This window comes from Phascolarctobacterium faecium DSM 14760 (genome assembly GCF_003269275.1).
In the GTDB taxonomy this organism is placed as follows: domain Bacteria; phylum Bacillota; class Negativicutes; order Acidaminococcales; family Acidaminococcaceae; genus Phascolarctobacterium; species Phascolarctobacterium faecium.
Genome location: NZ_QLTS01000004.1, coordinates 93110 through 112283, shown reverse-complemented (window position 1 = coordinate 112283; position 19174 = coordinate 93110). Strand labels below are relative to the sequence as shown.

Annotated in this window: 13 protein-coding genes and 5 tRNA genes; all 18 read right to left on the bottom strand. The window is 45.2% G+C overall.

Going from position 1 to position 19174, the window contains the following annotated elements; all coding sequences use genetic code 11:
- Positions 1–320 precede the first annotated feature (320 nt).
- The 18 genes from C8D73_RS06585 to C8D73_RS06500 all read right to left on the bottom strand — a co-directional run bounded on the left by C8D73_RS06585 (position 321) and on the right by C8D73_RS06500 (position 19080).
- Entirely contained in the window at positions 321–1982 is a 1662-nt protein-coding gene (locus tag C8D73_RS06585) for a nucleoside kinase (protein WP_113077697.1), read from the bottom strand.
- 65 nt (positions 1983–2047) lie between these two features.
- Positions 2048–3295: a pyridoxal phosphate-dependent aminotransferase gene (locus C8D73_RS06580; protein WP_021717861.1), complete on the bottom strand. Its 1248-nt coding sequence runs from the start codon at positions 3293–3295 to the stop codon at positions 2048–2050.
- A gap of 45 nt (positions 3296–3340) precedes the next feature.
- Positions 3341–4567, bottom strand: a complete 1227-nt coding sequence (locus C8D73_RS06575) for an aspartate kinase (protein WP_021717860.1) — start codon at positions 4565–4567, stop codon at positions 3341–3343.
- Positions 4568–4727: 160 nt separating this feature from the next.
- Entirely contained in the window at positions 4728–7088 is a 2361-nt protein-coding gene (locus C8D73_RS06570; RefSeq protein ID WP_113077696.1) for an endonuclease MutS2, read from the bottom strand.
- 9 nt (positions 7089–7097) lie between these two features.
- Positions 7098–9566, bottom strand: a complete 2469-nt coding sequence (locus tag C8D73_RS06565) for a U32 family peptidase (protein ID WP_113077695.1) — start codon at positions 9564–9566, stop codon at positions 7098–7100.
- An 18-nt stretch (positions 9567–9584) separates the two neighbouring features.
- Entirely contained in the window at positions 9585–9830 is a 246-nt protein-coding gene (locus tag C8D73_RS06560) for a cell division protein ZapA (protein ID WP_021717857.1), read from the bottom strand.
- 15 nt (positions 9831–9845) lie between these two features.
- Positions 9846–10706, bottom strand: coding sequence for a protease inhibitor I42 family protein (locus tag C8D73_RS06555; RefSeq protein ID WP_113077694.1), 861 nt, complete (start codon positions 10704–10706; stop codon positions 9846–9848).
- A gap of 34 nt (positions 10707–10740) precedes the next feature.
- Positions 10741–12207 carry a glutamate--tRNA ligase gene (gene gltX / locus C8D73_RS06550; protein WP_113077693.1) on the bottom strand — a complete coding sequence of 489 codons (1467 nt, stop codon included), beginning with the start codon at positions 12205–12207 and terminating at the stop codon, positions 10741–10743.
- A gap of 161 nt (positions 12208–12368) precedes the next feature.
- Positions 12369–13601, bottom strand: a complete 1233-nt coding sequence (locus C8D73_RS06545) for a M20 family metallo-hydrolase (RefSeq protein ID WP_113077692.1) — start codon at positions 13599–13601, stop codon at positions 12369–12371.
- Positions 13602–13625: 24 nt separating this feature from the next.
- On the bottom strand, positions 13626–14885 hold the full coding sequence (locus C8D73_RS06540; RefSeq protein WP_044491727.1) for a DEAD/DEAH box helicase: 1260 nt from the start codon (positions 14883–14885) through the stop codon (positions 13626–13628).
- A gap of 124 nt (positions 14886–15009) precedes the next feature.
- Positions 15010–15098, bottom strand: a tRNA-Leu gene (locus C8D73_RS06535).
- A gap of 6 nt (positions 15099–15104) precedes the next feature.
- Positions 15105–15178 (bottom strand) — tRNA-Cys (locus C8D73_RS06530).
- Positions 15179–15183: 5 nt separating this feature from the next.
- Positions 15184–15258: transfer RNA gene (locus C8D73_RS06525), tRNA-Gly, on the bottom strand.
- A gap of 5 nt (positions 15259–15263) precedes the next feature.
- A tRNA-Phe gene (locus tag C8D73_RS06520) sits at positions 15264–15339 on the bottom strand.
- 4 nt (positions 15340–15343) lie between these two features.
- Positions 15344–15420: transfer RNA gene (locus C8D73_RS06515), tRNA-Asp, on the bottom strand.
- 78 nt (positions 15421–15498) lie between these two features.
- On the bottom strand, positions 15499–16170 hold the full coding sequence (locus C8D73_RS06510) for a hypothetical protein (protein WP_046431010.1): 672 nt from the start codon (positions 16168–16170) through the stop codon (positions 15499–15501).
- 131 nt (positions 16171–16301) lie between these two features.
- Positions 16302–18158 (bottom strand): TonB-dependent receptor plug domain-containing protein, encoded by a 1857-nt coding sequence (locus C8D73_RS06505; protein ID WP_113077691.1) that lies wholly within the window; start codon positions 18156–18158, stop codon positions 16302–16304.
- Between the two features lie 19 nt (positions 18159–18177).
- Positions 18178–19080, bottom strand: a complete 903-nt coding sequence (locus tag C8D73_RS06500; protein ID WP_113077690.1) for a ChaN family lipoprotein — start codon at positions 19078–19080, stop codon at positions 18178–18180.
- Positions 19081–19174 lie beyond the last annotated feature (94 nt).

Below are 19174 nucleotides of genomic sequence, written 5' to 3'. Positions count from 1 at the left end.
CAAAGTCCCCAATGGTTACAAACCTGCTTTAAGCCCGCTGTTTCTGCGCTTTATCCCCTGTATAAGCAATCATTTGCAAAGCATATTTATTTCTGTTACTTAATTCAATAAAAGGCAGCTTTTTTATAATTATATACCTCTTTAACTGGTATTATCAATGGTTTCGGCAACAAAAATCAACAAAAATACTCCATTTGTCGGATTAATAAATTACAAAATATCAAGGATAAGTAAAAACAGGATTTTACCAAATCTCTATGGATACATATTAAAAACGGCAGCTTTTTTAAAAAGCTGCCGTTGGTGATGCTTTTATTCAATTACAGGGCTTCTTTAAAGGCGCTGCCGCCCACAAATTCACGTAAAATAGAGTTTTTGGGAATCAGCTCTTTATCCAGCGGTGTCACATGGCTAAGCAGTCCAAGCAGTCTTTGCGCGTTAGTATAGACCGCTTCTGTTTCCGGTACGCCTTGCAGCAAAGGCTCGGCATACTTTTTCAATACTGCAAACTCATACACCAGTGTGGTATTAAAAATAATATCTGCTTCTTCCTGGAATGGGAAAATATATTTTTCTTCCCCACGGCGTACATCGTCCCACAGCTTCAAAGTCATCAGCGCGTCATGCGAACGGAACTGCGAATCACGCACCAGCCGGCGCAGCAGACGCATATCGGTAGTCTGGATACGGTTGTAATCATCCAGCGACATCGGCGTCAGGGCACTGATATAGACTTTCAGTTTATTACGGGCCGGAACAACGGCAGAAATACGTTCGTTCAAGCCATGGATACCTTCGACGATCAGCACAGAGTTATCGCTCAAAGTCAGCTCACGGCCACGGTATTCGCGCAGGCCGGTACGGAAATTGTATTTGGGTATTTTAACTGTTTCACCTGCCAGCAGACGCTTTAAATGGTCATTGAATAATTCCAGATCGATCGCTTCGACGCTTTCAAAATCATAAGATCCATCCGCTTTGCGCGGTGTATTCAAACGTTCTTTATAATAATCGTCCATTGATATCGGCACAGGTCTGAGACCATTGACTACCAGCTGGATGCTCAATCTTTGTGCAAAGGTCGTTTTCCCCGAGGAAGAAGGACCGGCGATCAACACGAGATGTACGTCTTTGCCTTTATCAGTGATTTCATCAGCTATGGCGGCGATCTTTTTTTCATGCAGTGCCTCAGCTACCTGAATGATCACTCCGGCATGGTCCTCTTTTATAATGCGGTTCAGCTTGGCAACAGTATTGCATTGCAGCATAGTTGACCATTCTTCCATCTCGTGGAACATTTTATTGAGTTTAGGACTGTCAACAAAAACATCCAGTTCGTTCTGACCCGTTTCCGGATAATTGATAACGATGCCGTTTTCGTAGTTTATCAGTTCAAACAGCTTCAAATAACCGCAATCCGGCAGCATCGGACCGAAAAAATATTCCATATGGCCCTTCAAGGTATAACAGGTCAGCAGTAAATCATCATCAATAGCGTGCAGCAGCTCCAAGCGGTCAGCTTCGTTCCGCTCGCATAAAATTTTTTCAGCTTCTTTTTTATTTATATGTTTATAAATGATCGGTTCAGACTTGGCTGCCAGCTCTTTCATATAGTCTTCCAAGGCCTTTAAATCGTAGTTGCTGAGTACGATATCGTTAGTGATTTCGCAAAATAAAGCGCTGCCCAGGGAATTACGGGCCTCAATTTTTACTTCCGGCCGCAGCTCTTTGATAGCTACCAGAAAAAGGAACAGCAGGCTGCGCACATAAACGCGCATCCCCTCCTCCGTATCCAGCGTTATAAAATCAACTGTACCATTTTCAAAAACAGGCTTTTGCAGATCAGTGCCAATGCCATTGAAAATACCTTCCACGATCGGGCTTTGATAGTTAGCAGCAAAGTCTCTGCTGACTTCCAACAGCGTCGTTCCTGCAGGATACTCTCTGATAATATTGTTGGGTAATGTCAATTTAATTTTCATAAATACTCCTTATGGGAAAAAAGACCGGAACTTTTTTAGCTCCGGTCTTTGATTGTTATCAATGCTTATTTTTCTACAGCCTGCATTGCAGCCTGTACTTTTGCAGCCATACCGGCGATCTTTTTAAGCGGTACTGCGCAAACGGCAATACGTACACCTGCAGCCAAAGGAACAGCAAAAATATTGTCTTCGTGCAGTTTATCACAGATAGCATCGGGATTTTTTGCCGGAATGGACAGGAAGAAGCCTGCTACATAAGGCAGCATCGGCAAGCCGCATTCTTCGGCTTCTTTTGTGAACAGGTCGGCACGTGCTTTGATCATTTGATAATAATCGTCACGCTCTTTTTCGGTAGCGGCAAGCAGTTCCGGGTCACTGTAAATATTAGCCAGAGTTTTCATTGCCGGACGGTTGATGTTGGACCAGGTCGCACGGCTTGTATATTGGTTGATGGCGGCAAATTCTTCAATGATTTCCTTAGAAGAAGAAACGCCGATCATAGCGCCGGTGCGCTGGCCATAAAGTGTAAAGCCTTTAGACATACTGTATGCCACAATACTGAGAATGTTAGCAGGCAGATTAGAAAGCTTTTTGAAGATCTTACGAACTTCTTCTTTTTCGCCGGCATAATCAATATATGCTACGTCTAAAAGCAGCGTTACAGTTTTATCAGTACCTGCAGTCGCTTCTTTGATGATGTCGATAACGCCCTGCAAGTCTTCTTCACTGAGGCTGTAGCCAGTAGGGTTATGAGCCGGAGTGTTGATCATGAGCAGCAGGCTTTTCTGTTTGCCCAAAATCTCGTTGACTTTGGCTTTTAAAGCCGGCAGATTGTATTTATTATTTTCATCCAGCATTTTATAGGTATCCAGCTTACGTCCCATATCCTGACACAAAACCTTATACGGTCCCCAGTACCAGTCGGATGTCAGCGCAGTTTCACCTGCGTCCATATAGTTCCAGATAGTATGATGGATAACGCCTGTACCACCGGCAGTAGCAACAGCGGCGATATAGCCTTCAGGCCTGGAAGTGCCGAAAGCAGCAGTAATAACTTTTTCAAGATAATCAGGCAGTCCGGAAATAGGAGCGTAGGCGATCAGCTCGTTTGTCGCAAGACCACGGTAAACCTTTTCGATAGTCGGCAGACAAACAAGTTTTTCATCTTCGTCTAAAATAGCGCCGATAGTGGCATTGGTTACTTTGTCAGCACCGTATTTAGCTGCTGCGGCAACGGCAGCGGCATTAGCGCCGAAAATTTTATCCTGGGCAGATTTTCCTTTAGCATGATTAGCTGCAATACTAGTGATCATTGGTAAAAGGCCTCCTTAATTTATATAAGTAACTTTGCTTGCTTTTTATTTTGCGCCTTCCGGGAAGAAATGTTCGTGGATAGCGTTCACAGCGGTTTTAACGTCCTTTTCCGGCACCAGGCAGGAAACGCTGATTTCGGAAGTACTGATAACGTCGATATTGACGTTGGCTTTGGCAAGCGCACCGAACATACCTGCGGCAATACCGGGGCTGCCCAGCATACCTGCACCAACGATAGATACCTTGGCAACATTGACTTCAATGTCAGCTTTATCAAAATGCATCGTTTCCTTCAGGCTTTCAATAACGCTCATCGCTTCTACCATATCGGTTTGGGTAACGGTAAACAGGATGTCATTTTTATGGTCGGTAGCGCTTGCGCTTTGAACGATCATATCGACATCGATATTGGCTTCAGCCAGAGCCGAGAAGATTTTATAGGCAATGCCCGGTTCGTCGCTGACACCGCGAACGGCGATTTTTGCGACATTAGTATCGTGCGCTACACCGCGAATAACAAAGTTTTTCTCTTGCACTGTGTATTCCTCCCTAATAATAGTTCCGGGTACGTCGTTAAAGGTAGAACGTACATGGATGGCAACGCCGTTGTGCTCACCATACTCTACGGCGCGCGGCTGCATAACGCCTGCACCCAGGCGGGCCAGTTCCAGCATTTCCACAAAAGTGATCTCGTCCAGCTTCTGCGCTCCCGGTACGATACGTGGATCAGCGGTATAAACACCGTCCACGTCAGTATAGATATCGCACATATCCGCTTTCAGACCTGCCGCAATCGCAACAGCAGTAGTATCGCTGCCGCCGCGGCCCAAAGTTGTGATCTGTCCCAAGTCAGTAATGCCCTGGAACCCGGCAACGATAACTATCTTGCCTTCGTCCAGAGCCTGCTTGACCTGACAGGCTTGTACGTCTAAAATACTGGCTTTAGAATGCTTATCGTTCGTTTTGATACCAGCCTGAGCACCGGTAAAGGATACTGCGGGCTGTCCTTTAGCACAGAAAGCACTGGCCATCAGGGCAATGGAGACCTGCTCGCCTGTCGCAAGCAGCATATCCAGTTCTCTTTTCGGCATTTCGGGATTGACTTTAGCAGCTAAAGTCAGCAAATCATCAGTATGGTCGCCCATAGCGGAAACAACTAAGACGATTCTGTCGTCCGGTTGACGTTCGCGCAGAATCCGGTCAACGATACCATGCATCTTCTCAGGTGTCGCAACCGAGCTGCCGCCAAACTTTTTCACTAGTGTAGCCATTTACTTCCCCCCGTTTGTTAACTTGCTACCCGGAAAAATCCATTCCAAGCGCACATAAAGCATATATTTTCACTAACTATTATCACATTATTTAGTCTTTCGGTCAATATCTTCTACAAAATTTTCTTGATTGTATTACATTTTTACACAAAACTGCCTTTTACAGATAAATTACCGTCGCACCGGCACCGCCTTCATGCAGCGAAGCCAGCTCCAGTCTTTTGACCGCACGGTGCGCGGATAAATAGGCAGTCAGTCCGGCACGTAAAGCACCTGTTCCCTTGCCGTGAATGATACGCAGCTCCGGCAAACCTGCCAGCAGTGCATCGTCGATGCCTTTATCTACGGTCGGTATCGCTTCTTCGATCGTCATACCACGAACATCCAGTTCCTGTCTGGTAGAAGCAGTACGTGTGACCAGCATATCATGGGCATACCCCTTGCGTTTTTTAGGCCGCAGATCTTCGCTCACTTTGGTCTTACCTTTTACCAGCAGGCAATTTTTAGCAGGCACGTTAGTTTTTAATATACCTACCTGCACTGTCACATCGCCGCCGTTAACAGCAACAATCGTACCATTTTGACGCAGTGAAGGTAAAAAGACAGTCTGCCCGACTTTGGCAGTTTCTTTTGACAACGGCGTACCTTCCGGCAATGGCGCATCTTCACTGAACTGTTTATTTAACTGTTTGCGCGCGGCTTCTGCAGCAGCTTCCAGTTTTTTCGCATCAAAGTCAGCCTTCATTGAGCGCAGCTCTTTTAAAATAGCTTCCGATTCCCTACGGCTGCTGCGGTAAATCTCATCAGCCTGTTCACGGGCTTTACGCAGCATTTCGTTCTTGCGGCGGTCAAGCTCCTGTTTCTGCTTGTGCAGCTCCTGCTTAATCCGCTCACTTTCCAAACGCAGCATTTGTATTTCTTTGTTCTGCGATTCATATTGGCGGCGTTCGCCTTCCAGCTCGTGCAATACATCTTCCATATGCACATGTTCCTGATCCAGCAGTTTACCGGCATTTTCAACAATCTCTTCCGACAGTCCCAGCCTTCTGCTGATATTGAAAGCATTGCTGCTGCCCGGAACACCCATCAGCAATCTGTAGGTCGGCCGCAGACTGACAGGATCAAATTCCACGCTGGCATTTTCCATTCCCGTATGTCCATAAGCAAATGTTTTCAATTCGCTGTAGTGTGTCGTGATCATTGTCAGCACGCCCTGTTCATGCAAATGCTCTAACATCGCCATAGCCAGGGCAGCACCTTCGTTAGGGTCAGTACCGGCACAGATTTCATCCACCAGTACCAGATCACCGCTGCGCACTTCATTTAAAATCTCTACCAGATTGGTCATATGTCCGGAAAAAGTACTCAGGCTCTGCTCAATGCTCTGCTCATCACCAATATCGGCATAAATAGCTCTGAAAACCGGCATTTTAGCACTGCGGGCAGGTAAAAACAAGCCGGCCTGCGCCATTAACGCAAACAGCCCGACCGCTTTTAGAGCTACGGTTTTACCGCCGGTATTTGGACCGGTGATCAAAAGCGTATTAAAATCTCCGCCCAATTCTATATCCAGGGGCACTACTTGACTTTGATCCAGCAGCGGATGACGTCCCTGCACGATCTCGACTTTGCCGCCTAAATGCAGCATTGGCCTTACGGCTTTCTGAGCCTGCGCCAAATAAGCACGGGCACAGATAACGTCAAGATTTGTAAGAGTCTCGACGCCGGCAGTGAGCAGATCACCGTCTGCCCCGACGCTGCCGGACAGCTGCCTCAGAATCCGTTCTATTTCCTCTTTTTCTTCGGCCATATATTTTTTGATATCATTATTCAGGTTGACAACGGCCATCGGCTCAATAAACAGGGTTGCTCCACTGCCGGACTGGTCGTGAACGACGCCCGGAAAATTGAGTTTATATTCCTGTTTGATCGGAATGACATATCTGTCTCCGCGCATAGTTACCAGCGCGTCCTGGAAATATTTTTGATTATTAGGATCGTGCAGGACTTTTTCCAGCTGTTCACGCACACGGTTTTTCGCTATCTGAATGCCAGTCCGTAAGCCGCCAAGCTTTGTCGAAGCACTGTCTTTGATCTCGCCTTTTTCAGAAATAGCATTCTCCAGTTGTTTTTCCAGACGCGGCAGCGGCTGCAAAGCTTCGGCATAGGCTGCCAAAGTCGGTGCCAGCTCACTCTCCTCCTGCAAAAAGGTCTTGATCTGACGGATCGCCGCAGCCGTACTGCCGATCTCCATCAAGGTTTCAGCTTCCAGCACAGCCCCTAATTGGGCATGCTTAACAGCAGCCACAATATTATGCGCGCCGCCAAAGGGGAATCTTTTCCCTTCATCCAGCAGGCGCAGTGCCTCGGCGGTTTCCTCCTGCAAGCGCTTAACGATACTGAACTCACTTTCTGTGCGTATCGCTAAAGCCTGCGCCTTCCCCAGCGAGGTGGCAGTTTTGCTGGCCAGCAGCGCTTTTACTTTATCAAATTCTAATGTCTTAACAGCAAATCTTGCCATAATTACTCCTTATAATACGCCGCGGAAATAATGCCCCCTGGTCGTATGCGGCAGGTTTTCCGCAACTTCGCGGTCACCTCGCAGCACTTCCTTATACAGCGTTACCAATGATGCAGTTTCTTCATTAGTATAATTACGCGCGTCTAAACGCAGCCGGCCAACGCCGATACTTTCCATATGCTTGATATTGGTCAGCATCGACAGGTCATGCGCATTTAAAATATGCATTCGGCAGTTCTGATCGGTAACTATAGGAAACTTCGCATCCTTGCGGTCACTCAAAAACAACTGCTCCCGGCAGTTAAATTTACAGGCGCCCTGATGCAGATCACCTAAAAAGCTGCCGCCTACACAGTATTCCGAAACCATCATTTCAATCCGACCCTGCACCATACATTCCACAGGAACGGGGCTGACTGCGGCTAAATGTTCTACCTGCGCCATTGTCAGCTCGGCTGACAGGGTTGCTCCCACGGCGCCCTGTTCACGCCAGAATTCCAAATTCTGATCGTTATAAATATTCAAAGACATATCGGCCCACAAAGACAGCCCGCTGTATTGCTGCGCCAGCTGCCACAAGCCGTTGTTGCTGATATAAACAGCATCGGGCTTCAACTGCTGCCAATAGGCAAACAGCTCTGCAAAATAAGGCAGCTGTCCTTCTTTAACAATACGCGGTGTCGCTATGGCCCATTTTTTACCATAATTTTGAGCAAGACCGGCAACTTCGGCATAAGACTGCCTCGGCAGCTGCCTGCTGCTGAAAATATCCCCGCCAAAAATAATATAATCAGCGCCTCCTGCCAAAGCAGCCTGTGCTTTAGCAACAGTATCGGCATGCACAGTCAAAAGCGCATGTTTACTGCGGCTGATTTTTTCTGCAGGAACCAGATCACGCGGAACTTTATGACGTTGTACACGCATCGGTGCAAAAGCCTCCAGACGTGCAGTATCTAAAGCTTCGACAGCTAAACGGCGAGCCTCGTTGATCTCGCTCATCGGCACCATTACGGTTTCATCACATTCCAGCACCAAGTCTGACAGCTCATATTCAGTCGTGCCCAGTCGATCTACCTGTTTACGCACAGTTTCCTCATTTAAAGCATGCTTGCGGGCAGCTTCTACAATAAACTGCGTTTCACCATAGCCTGTATTGCCCTCGTCATCAGTCAGCAGCACCGTCATTGGATTGCCTGCTCTTGCTGTTACTAAAGCACTTACAGGGATACGGCGTTTGGCCTTCTCACCAAAGAACTGTGCGGCATATGTCATCAGACGGTTATCAAAGGTTCTGAAAACACGGTCATTCATTTTAATGCCATGCGGCACATCGATAGTGACCTGAGAACCTGCGGCAGCCACAGCTACTTCCTGTCCGTTCTGCAAAAGTGACGTCACAGTAGTGCCAACACGACCACCCACGCTGACCCAAAACTCTAAGCCATCATCCAAATGCAATTCTTTATCAAGTTTCAGTGTCGCTTTGTTAGCAGCTTTATCAAGCTTAACAACACGCCCCACCAAAACACCGCGATTGTTTGGCCGGCGGTCGCTCATCATTTCCCTGCCGGGCCGCTCCAGCAGATAAGCATTTGTAAAATCACGATTAAAGATCTGTTCAATATTGGCAAAATCTTCTTCCGGAACCTGGTAATCACCGCCAAGATAACTGTCGATAGCCCTGCGATAAGCATCGACAACTACGGCTACATATTCAGGACGCTTCATACGTCCTTCGATTTTATAGGATGTTACACCGGCTTCGATCAGCTGCGGTAAAATATCCAAAGTATTCAAGTCCTTAGGACTCAAAAGATATTGCCCTGCGTCTTTGCCGCTCAGCAGATCTTCTCCTGCTTCATTGACCAGCTTATAAGGCAGACGGCACGGCTGAGCACAACGTCCGCGATTGCCGCTGCGACCGCCGATCAGGCTGCTCATCAAACATTGACCTGAATAACATACGCACAAAGCTCCATGAATAAAAACTTCTATTTCTGTATCTGTGCCATGACAGATCGTATTTATTTCTTCCAGACTCAACTCGCGCGCCAGAACAACACGTTCCATACCGGCTTCAGCAGCAAGCTTAACACCCTCGGAATTAGTAACCGTCATCTGCGTACTGGCATGCAAAGGCAGGTCCGGCACTATTTGCCGGGCCAGACGGATCACACCCAGATCCTGTACGATAATACCGTCGATGCCCACATTACTCAAAAACAGCAGATAATCAGCCAATTCGCCCAGCTCACTGTCATCGACCAGCGTGTTGACAGTGATATACAGCCGCACACGGTGCATATGAGCAAAGTAAACAGCCTTCTGCATTTCTTCACGGTCAAAATTACTGGCATACTGACGTGCGCCAAAAGCTTTGCCGCCCATATATACAGCATCAGCACCGGCATTCACCGCCGCTTCCAACGCTTCCCAGCTCCCGGCAGGAGCGAGCAGTTCGATGGTTTGCTTTTTCATTAACTAAAAACCTCTTCTCTAAATATCCTTCGCCGCTTTCAGCAAGGCTTCATATTCACGACGTAAGGTATATAACTCTCCCGCCAGATCCAACGCCGCCCATACAGCGACTTTGGAAGTTGTGACCAAATGCTGGCTTGTCGCCAGTTTCTGCATTTTTTTATCGACCATTGCCGCAATCGCGTCCACATCAGTACGCGGCAAATCAGTCTTTAAAGTATATTCATCATTAAAAATTTTCACGGTAACGGCAGTTTTTTCCATCTCAGACCTCCGTTATCACAATACTTTAACAGTAAAGCTGAATTTGTCAAAGCCGCTGCCTTTTTCCCAGGCACGCTTATATTCCATATTCACCTTGTATTCGCCCGGCTCCTGGGCACCGAAAACAATTATTTCTAATCCAGGCATTCCGGTCCGGTTGTTGGCAGCATTACCAGGCAAAACATAAGAACGTCCCAGTTCATAAAACTGACCAGCATAACCATTACCCTCTACAAACCAGGAATAGCCCGTTGTACGATTGGATTCCAACTGTAAAGCCAGCAGCTCTCCGGCCTTCACAGTTACGACCTTATCCTCAACAGCACGAGTCAATCCATATACCGTAAGTAAACGGCCTGCTTCGCCTGTACGCAGCAACGGAAACAATTTACTATAAGAAACAAAATTACTGTAAGCAGCACCACTGCTGGTACGCGTATAAATACCGTTATCAGCAAATAACACGCCTTCATAAGCGCCTAAAATTTCATGTACGGCATTGCCTTCGCCAACAAAATCGCGAATGCTGAACTCATTGCCGGTAGTCATATCTAAATTTACAGCCTGATAAGCAGTACGGCCGCCGTTAGTCGCTTTCAGCAAAATACCGACTAAGCTGGGACGGTTCAGCTTCACTTCATAGCTGACTGTACCGCTGCCGCCAACCTGCGCCAGCAAGTCTTTGACTTTGCTGTTCAAAATGCCGTTAACACTTTTTTGAAGATTAGTATATCTCAGACCATCAATCTCCGGTATCTCGCCCTGCATATTCTTTGTCGCAACAACTTTGCTGAAAACAGTTGTTGGTTGCTCGGCAAAAGCTACAGTACTTAATCCCAGTATCAGGCAGCACAGTAAGATCCCCAGTATTCTCATCAGCGTCGCACCTCTTTCAATAAATATTTTTGATTTAAGCTAAGGCCTTGATATATTGAACAGCCTTGCGCATTCTGCTCAAGGTAGTTTCTTTCCCCAGCAGCACCATAACATCAAATAAGCCCGGGCTTACAGTACGACCTGTCAGAGCCAAGCGTGTCGGATGCACAACTTTTCCCAGTGATAATCCCTGCTCTTCGGCAATCTTATTATAAGCGGCTTCCGTACTGGCAAGATCAAAAGTCTCTAACGCTTCAAGCGCATTGATGCAGACAGTTAAGAGCTCGGCTGCTTCCGGTTTAAAATGCTTGCCGACCCCTTTTTCATCATAGCTTTCTACCTCTTTAAAGAAGTATTCTGCGGCTTCAACAACTTCCTGCAGTGTTTTGACACGTACGCGCACTACGTCTACCAAACGGGCAAAATAATCTTTATTTGCCTCCAGCCATGCTTCATCTACCAGGCCGGATTTGATGAAGAAGATTTTTGCCTCAGGCAGAACTGCTTCCAGCGGCAATGCTGATAAATATTGTCCGTTCATCCATGTAAGTTTTTTCGTATCATAAACGGCTGCCTTTTTCGACATTTTTTCCAATTCAAACTGAGTCACAGTGTCCTGCAGCGAGAAAATTTCTTCTTCGTTGCCCGGAGCCCAGCCCAGCAGAGTCAGATAATTTACAATTGCTTCCGGTAAATACCCCTGTTCACGGAATTCTTCAACAGAAGTTGCGCCGTGACGTTTACTTAACTTACTGCGGTCAGGAGCAAGTATCATCGGCATATGTCCAAATTTAGGAACAGCAAAACCACAGGCCTCATAAAGCAGTACCTGCTTAGGAGTATTGGATAAATGTTCTTCGGCACGCAGCACGTGACTGATGCGCATTAAATGGTCATCAACGACCACAGCAAAATTATAGGTCGGCATACCATTAGTTTTAACGATGACAAAATCATCAAATTGCGTTAAATCAAAAGTAACGTCGCCGTGGATCAGATCATGTACTGTCAGGTTTCCTTCCGTAGGTATTTTAATGCGTACGGAATAAGGCTCACCCTTAGCTGCTCTGGCCTTTGCTTCCTCGACAGGCAAATCTCGGCAGGTGCGGGCATAACGGAACGGCTGTTTGGCCGCACGTTGTTTCTCGCGTTCTGCTTCCAAAATTTCCGAAGTACAGAAGCAATAATACGCCTTACCTTCTTCCAACAGCTGTTCGGCAACCTTGCTGTAAATCTCACGACGCTCTGATTGGTAATATGGACCCACTTCACCGCCTACTTCAGGTCCTTCATCCCAGTTCAGCCCAAGCCATTTCAAACTGGTAAGTATTTGGCTTACGCTGTCTTCTTTCAACCGTTCAGTATCAGTATCTTCAATACGCAGCACCAGCTTACCATTATGTTTTTTAGCAAAAAGCCAGTTAAATAAAGCTGTTCTTGCTCCACCGATATGTAAATAACCCGTTGGGCTGGGTGCAAAACGCACACGCACTTCTTCCATGTTATCGTCTCCTCAAATTGAAAAATGAAAATTCTATATCATTATAATTATATTACGAACAAAGTAAAAAAGCAAAGCAGCCCTGCCTTAGCAGGACTGCTTTGCAGCAGATTTTACAGTTATTTTTCTTCTCAGCCTGTTTTTATCGTTTGGTTTACTTTTTAAGCAGATGCTTCTTCTTTTACAGCTTCCGCCAAAATCTCGATCGCCAGACAAATATCTTCGTTGTCAGCATATTCTGCCGGGTTATGGCTAATGCCGCCTTTACAAGGGACAAACAGCATACTTGCAGGAGCCAGTTTAGCCATGTGCATAGCATCGTGGCCGGCTCCACTGTTCATATGGCGATAAGCGATACCTTTCGCCGCACAGATAACATCCAGCTTTGCTGCCAGCTCTTCCGACAAAGCGACAGGATTATCGGCTGTCAGCATATCCATAGTGATAGTAATACTGTCATTTTTAGCAATTTCTGAAACCGCATCACGAATATCGCTCAAGGCACAGTTGATACTTTCTTCATCTACTCCGCGCAAATCTACCCACAAGGTAGCCTTGCCAGGAACTACATTGATCGAAGACGGCTCTACATCCAAAACACCAACTGTAGCTACCGTGCCACTTTCCGCTTCATTAGTTGCAGCTTCTTCAATGGCTATAACAAGCCTGGCCGCACTTACAAGCGCATCTTTACGAAAACCCATGGGAGTGGCTCCGGAATGATCAGCTATACCTTCGACAATGATTTTAAACCGCGTCGGCGCCGCAATATTATGAACGATACCAATGTGTTCACCTGTTTCTTCCAGTACCTTACCCTGTTCAATATGTATTTCCCAAAAACTTTTAAAGCAGCCTGCTGCTTTACGTGCCTGTTTGTAGGCAGCAGGGTCACAGCCCCATTCTGTCAGTGCTTCTTTAAAAGTCACTGCACCTTCTTTGGCAGCGCCCGAGAATTTATCAGGGTCGCCAACACCGGCCATCAGTTTACTGCCGATGGTAGCAAAGCCAAAACGGCTTGATTCCTCTGCCCTGAAAATAATAACCTCAATCGGCCGCTCCAGTTCTTCATCCTGCAGCATATAAAGTACTTCTAAAGCACCTACAACACCTACAGTACCATCATAGGCACCACCCTGCACGACAGTATCGATGTGGGAACCCATGGCAACAGGCGCCAAATCAGTATTTTTACCTTCACGACGCAAAAAGACATTACCAACAGCATCTACAGACAGCTTCAGCTGTAAGTCCTGTATCTGCTTGAGCAGCCATTCCTGCGCTGCTTTGTCTTCTGCCGTATAAGCCAATCTTGTGATTCCGTGTTCTGTTTTGCCAAATTGCGCCAGCCCCTGTAACAGTCCGGCTACTCTTTCTTTGTTTATCGCCTGCATAACAGTCCCCTCACTTTCTCACACTTATTTATTCTTATTTTGACGGCGGTTAGAGCCGGTCTTAGGTGCTTTACGTTTATCCACGACAGCTTTTTTACCGCGTTTCGGTTTAGCAGCTTCTGCCTTACGTTTTTTCTGTACTGGCGCATGCTCACGACGGGCTATCGTTTTGCCGTCTAAATTCTGCCGTTCCATTTTCACATCAAGCTTGTTTTCAATATTTTTGAGCCATTTTACTTCTTCAGCAGTGTATAAGGTAACTGCAATCCCCTCGTTACCGGCACGCCCAGTACGTCCTATTCTATGCACATACCAGTCTACGTCATGCGGTATATCATAATTAACGACATGAGTCACGCCTTCGATATCCAGCCCACGTGCAGCCAGATCACTGGCAACCAGGACCTGCAGCTTGGCCTCACGGAAGGCTTTCATTACTGTTTTGCGTTTGGCCTGCGACATCTCACCATGCAGCACATCTACATTATATCCCTGAGTTCCCAGCCACTCACCCAATTCTTTTGTGCGTTCTTTGCTGAAGCAAAAAACAATCATCAGATAAGGATTGTAACGGTCTATTAATGAAGCAACAGCCTTATTACGATATTCGTCCGTAGTTTTGATGCAGATCTGTTTGATATTTTCAACCGTTGCTTTATTAGGGTCAATATCGATCAAAGCACAATTACGGGTAATACGTTTACCAAGCTTCTGCACTTCCTCTGATAAGGTAGCACTGCACAGCATAGTCTGCCGTTCCGGATCAGTCATTGCGATAAGCTCCGAAGCTTCATCAATAAAGCCCTGCTTAAGCATTTCATCAACTTCATCCAAAACCAGATATTTAACTCCGCCAAGGTTAGTATTGCCTTTGCGAATATGATCTAAAAGACGCCCCGGCGTACCGATCAAAACATGGCTTTTGCCGTCCAGCTTATGCTTCTGCGCCTCAAAATCACGGCCGCCGGTAACCGCAAGCACCTTTACTTCACTTCCGCCCAATAACTTCTTCAGCTCTACTGCTATCTGCTGCGCCAGTTCACGAGTCGGCGTAATCACCAACGCCTGTACAAAAGGCTTAGCCGCATCCAGACGTTCTACCATCGGTACTAAAAATGCCAGTGTTTTACCAGTACCTGTCTGCGCTCTTGCGATAACATCACGGCCTGCAAATAAGGCCGGTATAGCCTGTTCCTGAACAGGCATCGGCTTTTTAATACCCATTTGCTTAAGCAGCTCAACCGTTTCAGCACAAACCTTCAATTCTGCAAAACTATTCACCATATTTCTCACCGCTTTCATTTCAAATCCTAAAATTAAATAATAAAAAAAGCGTCCGATGCGGGACGCTCCGTCAATCTCTTGCTTGACTATGTAGTTGTACTGCTTGCATTCACCATAAAAATAATGGTGCCGAGGACCGGAATCGAACCGGTACGGGGATCACTCCCCGAGGGATTTTAAGTCCCTTGCGTCTGCCAGTTCCGCCACCCCGGCAAAAAGTGGAGGCGACACCCAGAATCGAACTGGGGATAAAGGTTTTGCAGACCTCTGCCTTACCGCTTGGCTATGTCGCCTTAACTGGAGCGGAAAACGAGATTCGAACTCGCGACCCCCTCCTTGGCAAGGAGGTGCTCTACCACTGAGCTATTTCCGCATAAATGGTGCCTCAGCACAGAATCGAACTGTGGACACAAGGATTTTCAGTCCTTTGCTCTACCAACTGAGCTACCGAGGCAAAATGGCGACCCGGATGGGACTCGAACCCACGACCTCCGCCGTGACAGGGCGGCATTCTAACCAACTGAACCACCGGGCCATTCAAACCATGTAGGCATATTATATGGCATTTACATCAAGATGTCAAGAGTTTCAGACAATAAATTTATTACATTCGTTACGCTTTGCCAAGTTTTTGCAATGCCTGTTCCAGATTATTATCCAGCAGATTTTCCAGATCTTTTAAATTTCGGCAATCAAATTCATGTGTTATTCCTGTCATAAACCGTTTTTTCGTTTCAGCAAAAAACTCATCGCGGAAGCTATTATAGAAAAACACCAGCTGATTACCATGTTCAAAGTCACTGTAATCAATAAAAAGCGTTGAACCATTGATATAATCGATGGGATTGTCAGGAGTTATATACAATTCAAAAGCACCTATTTTCTGCGGCAGCTTGCCGGTATACGCCCAGTTCAGAAGCCCGGCTTCCTCTATCAAGGTTCCCATCTGATGCTTCTTTTCCCTGTTCACGTCCGCTAAAAGCTCCGGCAGCTTCTCATGCATCATTTTAGCAAATTTATCCCTGTCGCGGCAAAAATAGCGAATATCTCTAAACGTATGCATGCCAATCGTTTTTACAGGTACATAATCAAAGGTTTCCGAAGTATAAATCAAATCAAGCTTGCTGTGCATTGCTTCATTACTATATGAAGCAATCGTTAAGATCTGTCCGTCTATTCCCTGTCCCATTGTTAACTTAAAGCCATCTATTTCCTGCGGCAGTTCTTTTAAAAATTCCCACTCGCCAAGCTGCGCCTCTATCTCTGTGATTTTAGGCTGTCCCATGCTAACACCTCTCTATCCTTTTATGCTCAATTACTAATCTATAATTTATTATTGTAGCACAAATGCACTGCTGATAGCAAAGAAAGCTGCTGCCCAAAGGCAGCAGCTTTTTCAAATCCTGCATACAATTTTTAGAAGGTCATTTCCGCACCAACACGCCACAACCTTCCCGAATAACGCATACTGGTAATCTTTTTATCAAAAAGATTATCGATTCCGGCATAAGCACGATATTTATCGCCCCAGCGTTTATTAACGACAAAATTAAACGTATTGATACTGTGATCTTCACTGTCTGCCCTATAATCAGAATACCACTTATTCCAGGCAGTAATATTCCATTCCTGTTTTACAGGCTCTGTCCACATCAATTTTGCTGTATAAGTATTACGGGCGCTGTAATTCAAACGTGTATTAGTCTTATCATTCATAGCATCCAGATAATCATAATTACCGATTACTGTAAAACCATTTCCCAAGTCATGCTTGATTTCAAATTCAACACCCTCTGAAGAAGACTTTTCTATATTCATATATTGATAATTAGGCGCTAAACTGTAATCCATAGCAATGGCATCAGTCTTTTTGTTTTTGAAATATGTTAATTTAACTGCAGTATCATCGCCAAATTCCTGTTCATATGATAACTCATATCCCTTTGATTTTTCAGGACGCAGATTCGGATTGGAATAAGTACCATATAATTCTGAAATAGACGGCGCTCTGTAACCTTCTCCATAATTAGCCTTAAGCCTTGAGGCCTCTGTAAAGGAATATGTCGCGCCAATATTCGGAGAAGTCTCGCTGCCAAAGCTGTCATGGTGATCATAGCGAACAGCCGGAATCAGCAGTAGTTTCTCACCCAGTTTCAATTCGTCATGTATAAATAAAGAATATTGATCAGAACTTTCGTCAATACTGCTGTCTTTGCGACCGTCAGTTCTGAACTCGCCGCCGAAAGTCAAACGATTATTATTGTCTAGCTTGATCGTATCACGTGCTTCAATATTCCAAAAATTAAATTTGGAGCTTCCCACACTGTTTGCGCTCATAGCACTGGTAACATCTTTTTTTAATTCACCGTAAGTTGCGCTTAGCATATAATTACTGTTATCATTCTGTCCGTTATAAGTAAGGCTGGCACTTTTCCTATCTACATTATATATACCTAAATAAGAAAAAGGACCGCTGGCACTGGTAAATTTTTTGAACTGCTGATTGGTATTCTCATAGTTCAGATATAAATTTAAACTGTTGTTTTGGTCCATTTCATAATCTACATCCAAGCTATAATTTTGAGTCGGTCCAAAATATTTACTCATATTGGCATCATCCCATTTAAAATAGCGGACTTTAGTAAAGTTAGCATCAAAAGCAGCACTTAACTTACCGTCTTTGCCGCTGTCAAAATGGTAATAATTACTCATTTCACGGCTATTTGTAGCTACACCTACAGTCATTGATTTTTTTTCAGATTTTTTCGTAATAATATTAATAACACCAGCTGAGGCCTCTGATCCATATAATGCACCTGATGGCCCGCGAAGCACTTCGATTCGTTCTATATTGTTCACATTCAGCCGTGACAGCACATAGGTATTAGTAGAAACCTGGCCATACCCTTCGCCGGGAATACGACGCCCGTTAAGCAAAACCAAAACATCATTTTTCCCGCTGCCTCTGATTCCCAAAGTGTGCCCTACACCCGCAGCTTCCGGTATTTCTATGTTAGTCGCCGTACGTAAGGCATCTATAACATTGGTTGCCCCAATATTCTGGATATCCTCTTTTGTTATAACTTCCACACTCTGAGGAACTTCTTTTCTGCTCAATTCTGTACGGGTAGCAGTTACCACATATTCATCTAAAGTAAATTTCTGTGGTTCTTCAGCATATACCGCTGTGCCCCCCAAAATGACATTTGTGCCAACAACTAATGTCATCAATATTTTCCTGTTGAAAAATTGTTTGTTTTTTATTTTCATCATAATATCCTTCCTCTGATCATTATTCTTTTTCTACTCTTGGAAAATAAATAATATATTCGCCGTCTTTTTTATCATCAGCATAGGTTTCCATATAGTTTTTAGATTCCGGCATGTCTTTAGGCGTAATTACACCTACTTTTAACGCCGGATTCAATGCTTCCAATTTTTCGACAGTTCCCAAATGTCCGTCAGAATGAAAGCAGCCGTTGATATGAAAAATTACCTTATCCTGATTATCCTGCCAATAATAAAAAATACTTTCCGCCATCTTGTCATCTTTTATGCACTGTGCGGCAAATACCTGATCTATCCGTTCCTGGGGAATTCGCATCGGTGTTTGCCCCTTAGTCATATAAGCAGCAAATTTCTCTTTATACTTTCCTGCAGGCGCATAGGTCCTGACCGGTAAATATTGCTTATCCAGCTCTGCTACTGCAGCTAAAGTTCCCTCTTTCGCCAATTTTGCTGCTAAAAAACGTGGTATATTGCTGGCTAAGACTGGCAGCTTATGTGCTTTTGCAAATTCTACCAGCTGACGGTAATCTGTTTTATATCTTGGCCAGGGACGCGATTTTGCCAGAAATTCCTCCTCCGTAATTCTACCGGCTAAATACTCATTTAAAACGAACTGGTTATCTGCCTCAAACATTTCCAGTGACAAAACAAGCTTGTCACCATGAATGGCATACAGTTGCTGCAGCATTTCATATTCCAGCTCATGCAGTACATCCTGATCATGAAATTCACCAAAAAAAACTACATCATAATCAACAAAGTTTTCAGCCATTTCAGCAAGAGTAACGGCTTTTCTGTCTGCCGCAGAAATAATCACCGTATCTTTTACTGTTGGCAATGCGGCATGTGCTGATTCCGCCATACTCATAATGAGGCACATGCATAAAAATTTTAAAAACCGTTTCATTCGAACTCCCCCTAAAATTTCCTTATAATGAATACTAAAACAACAACAGCGTCAGCCTCCTTTTTATTATAAAAATATAGTATGGAATCTTTCA

Excerpts from the sequence above, each read along its gene's own strand:
- C8D73_RS06585 (WP_113077697.1), bottom strand. The coding sequence starts at position 1,982 with ATGAAAATTAAATTGACATTACCCAACAATATTATCAGAGAGTATCCT.
- C8D73_RS06580 (WP_021717861.1), bottom strand. The coding sequence starts at position 3,295 with ATGATCACTAGTATTGCAGCTAATCATGCTAAAGGAAAATCTGCCCAG.
- C8D73_RS06575 (WP_021717860.1), bottom strand. The coding sequence starts at position 4,567 with ATGGCTACACTAGTGAAAAAGTTTGGCGGCAGCTCGGTTGCGACACCT.
- C8D73_RS06570 (WP_113077696.1), bottom strand. The coding sequence starts at position 7,088 with ATGGCAAGATTTGCTGTTAAGACATTAGAATTTGATAAAGTAAAAGCG.
- C8D73_RS06565 (WP_113077695.1), bottom strand. The coding sequence starts at position 9,566 with ATGAAAAAGCAAACCATCGAACTGCTCGCTCCTGCCGGGAGCTGGGAA.
- C8D73_RS06560 (WP_021717857.1), bottom strand. The coding sequence starts at position 9,830 with ATGGAAAAAACTGCCGTTACCGTGAAAATTTTTAATGATGAATATACT.
- C8D73_RS06555 (WP_113077694.1), bottom strand. The coding sequence starts at position 10,706 with ATGAGAATACTGGGGATCTTACTGTGCTGCCTGATACTGGGATTAAGT.
- gltX (WP_113077693.1), bottom strand. The coding sequence starts at position 12,207 with ATGGAAGAAGTGCGTGTGCGTTTTGCACCCAGCCCAACGGGTTATTTA.
- C8D73_RS06545 (WP_113077692.1), bottom strand. The coding sequence starts at position 13,601 with ATGCAGGCGATAAACAAAGAAAGAGTAGCCGGACTGTTACAGGGGCTG.
- C8D73_RS06540 (WP_044491727.1), bottom strand. The coding sequence starts at position 14,885 with ATGGTGAATAGTTTTGCAGAATTGAAGGTTTGTGCTGAAACGGTTGAG.
- C8D73_RS06510 (WP_046431010.1), bottom strand. The coding sequence starts at position 16,170 with ATGGGACAGCCTAAAATCACAGAGATAGAGGCGCAGCTTGGCGAGTGG.
- C8D73_RS06505 (WP_113077691.1), bottom strand. The coding sequence starts at position 18,158 with ATGATGAAAATAAAAAACAAACAATTTTTCAACAGGAAAATATTGATG.
- C8D73_RS06500 (WP_113077690.1), bottom strand. The coding sequence starts at position 19,080 with ATGAAACGGTTTTTAAAATTTTTATGCATGTGCCTCATTATGAGTATG.